5 protein-coding genes are annotated in these 12,677 nt (G+C 52.5%); 1 reads left to right on the plus strand and 4 read right to left on the minus strand.

Going from position 1 to position 12,677, the window contains the following annotated elements; genetic code table 11:
* Positions 1-23: 23 nt before the first annotated feature.
* The 4 genes from EHT87_RS23350 to EHT87_RS23365 form a co-directional block, all read right to left on the minus strand.
* Positions 24-3,401 carry a VCBS repeat-containing protein gene (locus EHT87_RS23350; protein ID WP_124909095.1) on the minus strand — a complete coding sequence of 1,126 codons (3,378 nt, stop codon included), beginning with the start codon at positions 3,399-3,401 and terminating at the stop codon, positions 24-26.
* A gap of 35 nt (positions 3,402-3,436) precedes the next feature.
* Positions 3,437-4,147, minus strand: a complete 711-nt coding sequence (locus EHT87_RS23355) for a hypothetical protein (protein ID WP_124909096.1) — start codon at positions 4,145-4,147, stop codon at positions 3,437-3,439.
* Positions 4,148-4,233: 86 nt separating this feature from the next.
* Entirely contained in the window at positions 4,234-6,081 is a 1,848-nt protein-coding gene (locus EHT87_RS23360) for a RagB/SusD family nutrient uptake outer membrane protein (protein WP_124909097.1), read from the minus strand.
* Between the two features lie 23 nt (positions 6,082-6,104).
* A complete protein-coding gene (locus tag EHT87_RS23365; protein ID WP_229321300.1) occupies positions 6,105-9,284 on the minus strand; it encodes a SusC/RagA family TonB-linked outer membrane protein in 3,180 nt (1,059 codons plus the stop codon).
* Positions 9,285-10,270: 986 nt separating this feature from the next.
* On the opposite strand from EHT87_RS23365, the gene EHT87_RS23370 reads away from it, so the two are divergent.
* On the plus strand, positions 10,271-12,664 hold the full coding sequence (locus EHT87_RS23370; protein ID WP_124909099.1) for an ABC transporter permease: 2,394 nt from the start codon (positions 10,271-10,273) through the stop codon (positions 12,662-12,664).
* Positions 12,665-12,677 lie beyond the last annotated feature (13 nt).

Here is a 12,677-nt window from a genome sequence, read left to right on the forward strand (position 1 = left end):
TCTGATAAACCCTGTGTTATAACTCATTTATAAAGATAGGCCCTAACACCTTGCTGATTCACCCCGAACAAAACCGTATTTCCAAGCGGCAACATACTTCGGACGTCGCCTTTGAGCAGGAAACCGGATTGAGATTGCGGAACATACGCGAACTGGCCTTTGCCGTTGCCTTTCAACAGAATACCGTAGTTCGCGTCGTACTTCCCAAACCGCAACCGCGCCCGGTTGATGTTGCCGCCGAGGAGCAGGTCTTTCTGCCCGTCGTGGTCATAATCGAACGCCGTCAGGGCAAAAACCGGCGAAATCTGCACTTCCACCGGCAACGCTTTTTCCTTGAATTTCCCCTGAGCGGAGCTTTCAAAATAGGCGGTTTTCAGGAAATTGGCCTCCAGTCGATTGACGTCTTTCCGTTCGTCTTCGGTGAAAATGGTCTGCATCGTGGCATCGGCGTAGCTGCTGTAATCCGGGAAACGCGGTCGCATTAAACTGATCTGATCCAGCAATTCGTCGCGGGTTACGTACGGATACGTTTTGCCCTGAATGTAAAAACACAGAATCGGGTCGACGGCGCCATTGTCGTCGAAATCCTTGTAAAACAGTTCAGCCGGTTCTTTATCGCTGGCTTTGCACTGCGTATTGAGTCCCTGATTGCCCACCACCAGATCCGGTTTGCCATCGCCGTTCAGGTCGTCGACCAGCAGTTTGTTCCACCAGCCGCGGTATTCTTTCTCAAAGTAGGTCTTCGTCTGATCGGTCCATTTGCCGTTCACATTCCCGTAAACCGCCACCGGCATCCACTCGCCCACCACGACCAACTCCGGTTTTTTGTCATTATTCAGATCGGTCCAGGCCGCATCCGACACCATACCGATGCGCTGGAGATCCGGGGCCAGAGCGGCCGTCTGGTCTTTGAAATTGCCCTTTCCGTCGTTGATCAGCAGGAAACTCGGGGGCGTTTCGGGATACCGACCCGGAATCACCCGGCCCCCCACGAACAGATCCGGCTTTTTGTCGCCATTGATGTCGGCCACCCGGACGCAGCTTTTGCTGGTGCGCATGACGGGTAATGCCGCCGGATTTTTGGTGAAATTGCCCTTTCCGTCGTTCAGGTAAAGCCGGTCCTGCAGCAGCACATCGTCGGGCAGAAAATTCGCGTAGCCACCGCTGCAAACGTACAAATCCGGAAAGCCGTCGCCGTTCGCATCGAAGAAAACCGCGTCGGTATCGTCACTGGCTTTGTCGGTTTCCAGCGCGGGCTGGGCTTTTTGCAGAAACTGTTTGTTCGGTTGCTGGAGAAAAACGCCCCCCGCCTGACCGCTTCCGCCCCCCACGAACACGTCTTCCAGACCGTCGCCGTTGACATCGGCTTTGGTCAGACAGGGTCCGGCAAACGACTGCGGATTGACCAGCAACGGCTGGCGTTTAAAGTCATTGATACTGTTTTTGGCGGACTGATAAGCAACCGGCGATTTGATTTCGGTAAACAGGGTAGGAGCAGGGGACGAAGGGCCTGGGGTGGTTTTTGCCTCTTTTTCCGACACCACCAGCAGCTGATCGGCTTTTACGTTGGTCAGCACTTGCTGTTTGCCGGTTGGCCAGACGATCCGCAGCGTGTCGATGGTAGCGTCGGTGCCCAGCCCAAAATGCAGGATGGGCGATACGGTCGACTGGTAGCCCCGCGACGGCATTTGCTCCAGGTACTGTTGCTGGCCTTTCCGGGACAAGGTTAGTTGGGTGCCCAGCCCAAACCGGTTGGCGCCGGAACCTTCCAGTTTTACGCGCAGATAATGGTTTTTGGAACGGGTATTGGTTTCGTTCCGGTAAATAAAAGCCGGTTTGTTGATGTTGTTGATGATCAGATCCAGATCGCCGTCGTTGTCCAGGTCGGCATAAACCGCTCCGTTGCTGTTCGACGGCAGATTCATGCCCCACGCCCGGCTGACATTCGAAAACGTCAGGTCACCGTTGTTTTTGAAGGCGTAATTGGTCACGTCGGAAGCCGGTATTTTATACACCAGTTGCAGCAGATCTTCACGCATGACTTTCCGGTTTAGCAGAAAATCGCCCATGTACTTCAGAAAATCCTGGTTGGTATAATCGCGCAAATAGCCGTTTGTGACAAAGAGGTCTTTCCAGCCGTCGTTATCGTAGTCGGCCAGCAACGGTGCCCAGCTCCAGTCGGTGTTCGAAATACCCGACAATTGCCCCAGTTCGCTGAACTCAGGCGTTCCGACGGCCCCTTTCTCATTGCCGACATTGAGTTGCAGCATATTCCGCATGTACTGATAATAAAAGCCCGAATTGACGGCCAGATCAAATTTTTCGTAATTATCGGGGGCCAGCAAAAGTTTCTGCCGCCGGTTGTCTTCGGGCAACATATCGAGGGTCATGATGTCGGGCCGGGCGTCGTTGTTGACGTCGGCCACATCGTTTCCCATCGAGAAATGGGACGTATGGCCTATGCTATTCTTTAGCTGGTTCGTGAATGTCTTGTTGCGGTTGTTGATGTACAGAAAGTCGGGAACGTTGTAGTCATTAGAAATATACAGGTCGGGCCAGCCATCGGCGTTCAGGTCCGAAACGCCCACGCCCAGGCCATAACTCAGCACGGAACTGGACAGCCCCGATTTTTCGGTGACGTCTTCAAACCGTTTTCCGGTATTGCGCAGCAACCGGATGCCGATTTCCGGGTTTACCTGTTTTACCAGTTCTGCCGTCGCGTCCGGATCAAGAATGGGCAAAAGCCGGGGATTATGATTGAGCAGCAACAGGTCCAGATCGCCATCGCGGTCGTAATCGAAAAACGTGCCTTTCGTCGTCTGACCCGGTTTATCCAGACCCCAGAGCGCGGTTTGGTCGGAAAAATGGGGAATGCCCTGCGCATCGGGGCCGTCGTTGATGAATAATTGGGGAATTCGTTTAGGAGCCGGCAAACTTCCGGAATACGAAAGAAACAGATCGAGCCGCCCGTCGCCGTTGACATCGGCCATCGCCACGCCCGTCCGCCAGGGGCCTTCGCGCCCGGCCACGCCCGCAGCAGCCGTTACGTCGGTAAACTGAATGGGGCCAGCGGTTTTGCTGCCCTTGTTCAGATACAACTGATTCGGCACCATGTTGCCGCTGAAGTAAAGATCTTCCAAACCGTCGCCGTTCAGATCGCCGACGGCCACCCCGCCACCGTTGTAAAAATATTCGTACATCAACACGTTGGTATTCAGTCCTTCGTTCAACGTATTGGTAAACGTAACGCCGGTTTGCTCGGGCGAAAGCAGGGTAAAAAGCGGGGGCGTGTTGTCGGGTGCTTTCTGCTCAGTGGTCGAAGACGTTTCCCGGCAACTACTCAAAAACCAGCCCATCGTCAGAATAAAACAAACACCGACCGCACGAAAATAGAACGTCATAAAATTAGCAGCAGATAAAGGCACAGAAGGATTATTTATTGCAATTCACTACAGTATTTGAGCAATTTTTTCAAGTCGTTCTCCTGGTGGAAATCAACGGATTCGCTCGTCAGGAAGGCCGTTACCTCTTCACGGTGTTTGCTAAACGCTTTCAATACATTCGCTTTATTCATCGGGTAAGAACGGTTATTCCGGTCAATAATAAAATAGTCTTTGCCTTTTATTACCACCAGATCACCCCGGCCGTCGAGCTTATTCATCGACGCATTTTCCGACGAATAAAAGTCATACCGGGTAATGGCCGACGAACCGGACGATTGCTCATACCCGCCCATTCGCTCATTTCTCGCCATTTTTAATCCCCGCTTCGCGACCAGTTTTACGGTTGAATAATCGGCAATGATTTCCAGATACCCTTTTTGGGGATCATACAAAAATACGTCTGTTCCAACACCAACCATTCTAACCCGGGGTTCTTCGGTCAGCGCCAGCGTGTCACCCCGCGAATCGATGAACTGCATTTCGCCCAGCAAAACGTTGTAGTTGAAGCGGGCTGCGGACATCACTCCGTTGACGTACACGACTTTGCCGTCGCGAAACTGCTCGTATCGATACCGGGCTGCCATAGGAACCGCCTTTTCTCCCCCCGTTCCGGCCTTGATCCGAATCACTTCGGTGGCCTGGGCCAGAATGGTATGCTGGGTAACGAATCCAAGTCCTACTAGTATAAAGAGTATTCGTTTCATGGCAGAAGAGCGAATTATTACCAAAAACTGGTGCCAGCACATAGCTATGTGCTGGCACCAGTTTTACGCTAAACCAACAGACCGACTTAATAACCGGGATTTTGTACCAGTTTATTGTTCCGGTTGATTTCATCCCGACTGATCGGCAGGAAGTAAATCTTGTCGTGCCATTTCCGGTTTTCCTTACCAGTCCCCAGATCCTGCACACTGTACGTATAGTTGTAGTTGTCTTTGCTATACTTATACGTCGTGACGGTTTTGCCGGGTTTGAGTTTGCCCGAAATGATGATGATCTGGGCCTGTTTTCCCTGGGTAGCCGGGGCCGTCATCCAGCGTCGAACGTCATAGAACCGCTGTTCTTCAAACAGCATTTCGATATTTTTTTCGTTCTGGAACCGGGTCACCAGCGCGGCACCGGTTTCGGTAATGGCCGGCATACCCGCCCGGAAGCGAATTTTGTTGATCCACGTCTTGGCTTCGGCTTCCTGTCCGAGTGCAATCAGCGCTTCAGCATAATTGAACACCACTTCCGTAAACCGAATCTGAATGGAAGGTACTTCCTGACGGATGTTCTGATCCACCAGGGTTGGGTCCGGGTCCATAAACTTCCGGATGGCGTAACCCGTCCAGGTTCCGTTCCAGTTTTCGATCGAGCTGTTCCGCGTGTCCAAACCGGAATACTTCGTGGGAGCGGCTGAGCTACCTACTTCGTATTCACCCATTTGAATCTGACCGGCCGGGTCGATACCGGCTCCATCGGGCGTACGGGGTTTCCATTGAGCGCCGTCGTAGAGGATGGAAGCGTAGAAACGGGGATCACGGTTTTCGTAGGGAGCCGAAGCGTGGGCCGGGTTTTTCCAGTCGAACTTCGTACCGTCCATCATTTCGTAGTTGTCTACCAGATTTTGGGTTGGTTCACTCGATGTCCAGCCGTGATAGCCGTTCGGCATGTTGTTGCGCGGATACCACGAGCCCCAGTCGTCGAATGAAGCGCGGATGTAGTATTTCAGGAAAATACCGTCCGCTTCTCCACCGTTGCGCGACAAATACGCATTGATGTAGTTCTGTTGGCCTTCCGCAGCCGAAACAGGAGCCGTCAGGTTCAGTTTATAGCCGTACTGGTTCAGGTCGATCACAGCTTTGGCGGCATCGCGGGCTTTCGTCCAGCGGGCAACGCGGTCGCCACTGACATACCCCAGAAGTTCGGGTTTGGTCGCTGCGGCAATAACGGTCGACTTGGCTTTGGCGGTCGGAATGTCGTGCAAATCACTGGCGGCATACACCAGCACCCGCGATTTCAGCGCCAGGGCAGCTCCCTGCGTAGCACGGCCACTGGTGAGGGTTTTACCTTTCAGCAGCATGGCGGCCGAATCCAGGTCACTCACGATGGCATTCACACACTCTTCGTACGTATTCCGGGCGATGGTGAAATCGGGGTTGTCCAGCGTATACGGCGACTTGATGATCGGAATGCCACCGTAGTAACGCAGGAGCTGATTGTAAAAATAACCCCGCATGAAGTACATTTCACCCTTCATCCGATCGGCAACCGTTGCATTGTCGAACTTGGGTTTCGCCAGATTGGCAATGGCAATGTTGGCCGCCCGGATGCGGGCATACATGGCACCCCATTCCATCGTGTTTTTAACCGTTCCTAAATTGGAAGGGCTTACGTTTGCTTCAGTAACGTCCTGTTTACCAAAGCTGTAGAGGGCGTTGTCGGTCTGACAATCCAAACTCATCTGGTCCAGAATGCCGTCCCGCAGGCCATTGTAGACGCCCGTCACAAAAGCTTCTGCCAGGTTTTGATCCGACCAGACCGCGTCGCCCGACACTTTATCGAGCGGTTTCGTGTCCAGAAAGTCGCTATTGCAAGCTACCATTGTCGCGCCCAACAGCAGGGTGGACGACAGGCATTTTACTATATAGTTCATAATGTCTTGATTGAGCGTTTGGTTTAGAAACTAACTGTTAAACCGGCGTTAAGAACCCGTGCCTGTGGATAATACTGCGCGCTGCCGCTGGTCGATTCCGGATCGAAAATACCTTTCATCGCCGGAGCGTACGTAGCCAGGTTGAGTCCGTTTACGTAAACCCGCAAGTTATTCAGACCGATTTTGCTGGCAATTGTGCTAGGCAGCGAATAACCAATTTCGACGTTCTTCAGACGGATGTAGTCGGTTTTTCTCAGCCAGTAGCTCGTACCGTTGGAGAAGTACTGGTTGCTCCGGTCAACAATGCGGGGATCAACCGAGCTTGGGTTGTCAACTGTCCAGCGGTGATCGTAGCTCCACGCCAGGAAGTTACCGATGGTGCCCGACTCCGTTTGGAGGAAGATCTGGCCACCCGCCGATGCCTGGATCAGCATGCTGAAATCGAAGCCTTTCCAGGCCAGCGTTCCGTTGAAACCGCCCTGGAAGCGGGGTTGGTTGTTGCGGTCGGCCCGAACTCGGTCGTCGCCATTAATCTTGCCGTCACCGTTGATGTCCTTCAGTTTCATGTCGCCGGGGCGCAGCAAGCTGGCACCGACACCGCTGTAATCCAGGGTGTTTTTGTCGATGTCGGCCTGCGAAACGAAGATACCGTCATATTGGTAGAGCAGTGTACCGTTGGCTTGGTTCGGATCGTTGACGTTGCTCGGGATAGGCTTGCCCGTCGACCGTTGCCATTCGGGAGCGCCCGGTGTTTCGTCCCAGAACGTAATGGTGTTCTTGGCATAACCGCCGTTTACGCTGACGCTGTATTTCAGTTCACCGGCCTGGCCGTTGTAACCCACCCGGAATTCGTACCCTTTATTGCTTACTTTACCGATGTTGGTAGCAGGCAGGGTCATACCGGTGGTTTGCGGAATGGAAGCACTTTTGCGCCACAGGATGTTCGAGCGATTGTTCTTGAATACGTCGAATTCGAAGAAAATCTTGCCGTTCAAGGCCGATCCTTCCAGACCAATGTCCGCATTTTTAGCTACTTCCCAGGTCAGGGTGGTGTTCGGTACGCCGTTTTCATACAGCGTCTGGGCCACCTGGCCGCCCGTTACATAACCCCAGTTTGCATTGGCCGCATCGCCATAGGCATACGTTGGCAGGTAATCGTATTCGCGCAGGGCATCATTAAAATAGACCTGGTCGTTCCCCAACTGACCGTATGACGCCCGCAATTTGAGGGAGTTGATGGCCGGAATGGCATTCTTGAAGAAGTTTTCTTCGGAAATACGCCAGCCCGCCGATACGCCCGGGAAGAAACCCCACCGGCTTGCTTTCGGGAACATGTAGGAACCATCGTACCGCCACAGGAACTCGGCGAGGTACTTTTCTTTGTAGTTATAAGCCGCCCGACCGAAATAACTCATCCGGGCCCGTTCCCAGGCAGCGGTGGTGTTGCTGTTTTTTTCGGCACTACCACCGGCGAATAACTGGTCGATGGCCGTTGAAGCAAAATACTTCCGATAGCCCGAGAAACCGTTCGAGTTGGAGGCTTCTTTGGTGATCCCCGCCAGCAAGGTGATGCCGTGGTTCGCACCAAATACGCGGTCGTACGTCAAAATACCCGACAGCAGGGAGTTGAACTGGTCGTTCGTATACTGGTTGAGGGTTGCCTGAGCCGGTCCTTTGGCTACCCGGTTCAGGATAGGCTGTTTGTTGGCATCGTACGATGTGTAATCCCAGCTATAGACGTACCAGGGCGTTTGCCAGGTTTTGCCTTGCTGAATGTATTTGTCCAAAGCTACGCTACCGCTGAATTTCAGACCAGCAATCCACGGGTTGGTGATGTTAACGGTGGCATTGCTTTGCAGGTAGTAGCGCGTATCGCGGTCGTAACCCGTTGCGCTGGTTGTCACCAGAACCGGCTGCTGACCGTTTTCGATGTCAGGAGCGGGTAGCCCGTTTGGCCAGAAAGCCGGTTTGTTGGGATACCCCCGCATCAGCATCCGGAAAATAGCACCCGCACCAACGGTCGGGAAAAACCGGTTTTCCTGACGACCAACCACACCAACCACGGTATTGATGTACTTGTTGACTTTGGCATCCAGGTTCAGGCGGAAGTCATACTGCTTGTAACCCGTTGCGGAGTTTTTGTAATAGGCATCCTGATTCTGGTAGTTGGCCGATACGAGGTATTTGATGTTTTCGCTTCCTCCAATCAATTGCAACGTATGTTTCACCTGTGGTGACCATTTTTTCAGGGCGTCGCCGAACCAGTCGGTGTTGGGGTGCGCCCAGGGGTCCGAACCGTCGTTGAACTTCTTGATATCGTCGGGCGTGAAGGCGGCTTTGGCGATGGCTCCGTTATCCGGCCGGGTAAACGTTCCCGTGGTATTGAACGCATCCGAAGCGGCTTTCCAGTACTGAGCGGGCAGGTTATACACATTGATCTCGTTGTTCAACTGGGCATATTGCGCAGCGGTTGCCATTTTTGGAATAACCGTTGGCTGCGAAAAGCCCTGGTTGAAGCTGTAGGATAATTCCGGCTTACCGGTTTTACCGCGTTTGGTCGTTACCAGAATAACCCCGTTGGCAGCCCGTGAACCGTAAATGGCGGCTGCGGCATCTTTCAAAACGGAGATGCTTTCCACATCGGCCGGGTTGATCCGGTCGAAACCCCCGGCCCGCGCCGGAACCCCGTCAATTACGATCAGGGCGTCGTTGTTCCCCAGGGTGTTGGAACCCCGAATCCGGATTTTAGAACCATCATAACCCGGTTCACCGCTGGAGTTAGTGGCAATAACGCCCGGCATCCGTCCCGCGATGGAGTTACTCATGTTCATGGCTGGTGATTTAACCAAGTCCGTTCCTTTTACGGTGGCTACAGAACCCGTAATGGTTTCTTTTTTCTGCTCACCATAGCCCACGACCACCACTTCGTTGAGCGTACTGATGTCGTCCACCAGCTTGACGTCAACAACCGAGCGGCCTCCAATCGCGACTTCCTGACTTACGTAGCCAATAAATGAAAAGACCAGGGTTGCATTCTTATTCGGTACGTTGAGGGTGTAAGTACCATCCGCCGTTGTCGTTGTTCCCTGCGTGGTGCCTTTGACCACAATACTCACGCCAGGGAGTGCGTCTCCCTGTCCCCCGCTGACCTTCCCTTTTATGGTCGAGCTTTGAGCAAATGCCCCGGTGACAGTAGCAATCATTAGATAAAGTACCAATAGATACCTATTTTCTGGAGGTATCCCATGAGTAGACTTTTTCATACACATAAGAGGGATTAGATTAAGTAAGAAATAGAGTTGGTAAGCATTAAAGCGTAAAAAGACTCTCACGTACAGCAAGCGTGGACAGCAGGAAGAGCATAGTTGTCACTAAGACTCCGGCGTCTGTTAATGCCGGAAACCGCATTCAGGAATTGAGTGGGAACTACTTATACCGGGGGAAAACTCAAATAATGGAAGTAGGTGTTTATCATAATTAATAGAGATGGTTTAGTAGGATTGAATAAGACAAAGGAAAACTATTTTCCCCAATTTATTCGTCAATTAGTAACAATTAAGTAGAGAATATCAACATACTATTGCCATTGATTGGGACAAAATTTGGTAAAATTTGACTTCTTCCAAATTCAGCTTTGACGACCCTCAGGCCAATTGTAAAGTCTGAATTTCAACGTTAAGTTAATAATAGAATATTAATAATAAAATATTGGAACTATAAAAGTCAAAAGTGAGTCAAAACCGGTTAAAAAATAGTCACCTGTCGGCGATTTTCTTCAGCGGCCCCAAGTAATCCTGTCGGTTAATCCGACCCGCTAATCGTGAATCGACGGGGTGTTCATGACCGGTTTCGGTACCGTCCCGACCGACCTTTCGAAACAACAATTTTGCCAGTGCCCACCGCGCCGATCAGCAAACAGGCCGGGTAGTTGGCGTCTGTACAGCCCTCGCTAGTTGAATCGCTTGGTATGCCATGCGCTATGGCGGTTATCATTGCATTGGCAACGGTTTCGCTCCGATGGAGTTAAAAATGAAAAGTGAAGAGTTGGCTGACGCACGTGTTTCAGCTTGCGTCAGCCAACTCTTCACTCTTAACTTTTTTTAACAGGCTGTTTATAAGGTAGAACGATGGCGGAAACGGGATGGCGAGTACCTTTAGGGCAACCAAAACCGGCTTGCCAACGGGATGTATGCTACAGAACTACTTCAAAATCGCCTGGCGAAATTTAACGTCGCAACGGAGCTACACGCTGCTGAATATCCTCGGTTTGTCCGTCGGAATGGCGGGTGGGCTGCTCATTTTTTTGTTCGTCCACTACCACCTGAGCACCGACCGGCACCACGCCAAATTTGACCGGATTTTTCGGGTGGTAACGGACATGCACCTCGACGATGGCTCTGTCGAGTATTATCCCGAAGCCCCGCTTCCAATGGCGCAGGTCTTACGAACGGATTTTTCGCAGGTTGAGCAGGCGGCTTTTCTGATCATGAACCGCGAACTGACCGTCAGTTATCTGAAAAACGGAAAACCGGTTCGGTTCATGGAACACAAAGGTACGGCGTTTGTCGAGCCGCAACTGTTTGCTATTCTGGATTATACGTGGTTGCGCGGTGATCCGAAAACCGCCCTCCGGGAAACCAATAGTGTGGTTTTGACCGAATCGTGGGCCAAAAAATACTTTGGCGACGCCGACCCAATGGGCCAAACGCTGAATCTAAAACCCGGGATCGACGCCAAAGTAACCGGCGTTCTGGCCGACCCGCCCAAAACCACCGACACCGATATTCGTTTTTTTATTTCTCTGGCAACCCTCAAGGTGTTCAGCCCGGATTATAACCAGGCGGACTGGAGCTGGCTCAATAGCAATTACCGGCTTTTTGTGACGCTCAAAGACCCTGAATCGGCCGGTAGTCTGGAAGCCGCCATGCCCGCTCTGGTCAAGAAGCATTTGGGTAGTAATGTCCTCCAATTTCATTTCCAGCCGCTCCGGGAAAGTCATTTCGATGTTCGGCGGATGATGGGTGGCGCCACCGCCATCCGCCCGTCGCTGCTCTGGTCGCTGGGGCTGGTGGGGTTGTTTCTGGTGCTGACGGCCTGCATCAATTTCGTCAATCTGGCCACGGCCCAGGCACTTCGGCGGGGCAAAGAAGTCGGGATTCGCAAAACACTCGGCAGCACCCGGGCGCAACTGGTTCGGCAGTTTTTGCTCGAAACCGCCCTGATTGTGCTGGCGGCCACCAGTTTAGCCCTGCTGATCGCCGTATTGAGCCTGCCGGTTTTCAACCAGTGGGTCGGTATCAGTTTATCGCTGCGTCTGGACGGCCCGACGCTCGGTTTTATCGCCTTGTTGATTGGCGTCGTCATTCTGCTGGCGGGCGGTTATCCGGCTGCGGTTTTGTCGGGTTTTAGTCCGTGGGCGGCTTTGAAAGGCAAACTGTCGGCCAAATCCGGGGGTAGCTATTCCGTCCGGCAGTCGTTGATTGTCATGCAATTTGTGATTTGCCAGGCTCTGATCATCGGTTCGCTGGTGGTGGCCACGCAGGTTCGGTATATTCAAAACGCCGATGTGGGTTTCAGGAAAGACAACGTCGTGGTGGTAAACCTGCCCAATCCGCAGAAAGCAGCGCGGGAAACGTTTAAAAATGAACTGCTTCAGTATCCCGAAATCAAATCGATCAGTGCCAGCCACCGCCCGCCATCGGCGCTGATTATGAACGGGGGTTCGTTTAAGTTTGGCGACAAGGCCGAATGGACGGTTTTTCCGATTCGGGAGCGGCTGGCCGATGCCGGTTACCTCAATACGTACGGTTTACAACTCGTTGCGGGCCGGAATATTTCGGAAAGCGATACGATTCGGGAATACCTGATCAACGAAGCCCTGCTGCGGAAGCTGAATATCCGTGATCCGCAGCAGGTGCTGGGCCGCAAAATGCAGTATTACCTGTCGCCGGTTGCGCTGCCGATTGTGGGCGTGGTGAAAGATTTTCATTTGCGGTCGTTGCGCGACGAAATAGCGCCGTGCTTTATTGCCAGCTATTTTAAAATGTACGAGCGGCTGGGCATCCGGATTTCGGGGTCTAATCCGCAGCAAACCGTTCAGCGCATCCGGAACGTCTGGGAGAAATTGTATCCCGATGCGGTTTTTGAGTATGAATTTCTGGACGAGCAACTGGCGCAATTTTACGAAACCGAGAACCTGCTATTCCGGCTGGTCAATACGTTTGCCGGGATTGCCATTCTGATTTGCGGACTCGGTTTATACGGTCTGGTGTCGCTGGTGGTGGTTCAGCGGACTAAGGAAATTGGCGTTCGGAAAGTGCTGGGCGCATCGGTCGCCAGCATCGTTGCGCTGCTTTCGAAAGACTTCCTGAAACTGGTACTGATTGCTATGGTCATTGCGTCGCCGATTGCGGGTTACGCCATGAGCCAGTGGTTAAAGGATTTTGCCTACAAAATTGACCTTTCGTGGTGGATGTTCGCGCTGGCGGGTGGGTTGGCGGTTTTGGTGGCCTTGTTAACGGTTTCGTTTCAAAGCATCAAAGCCGCGTTGGCGAATCCGGTGAAGAGTCTGCGGTCGGAATAGGAACACGGATTGA

Source organism: Larkinella knui (genome assembly GCF_003858645.1).
Lineage (GTDB): Bacteria > Bacteroidota > Bacteroidia > Cytophagales > Spirosomataceae > Larkinella > Larkinella knui.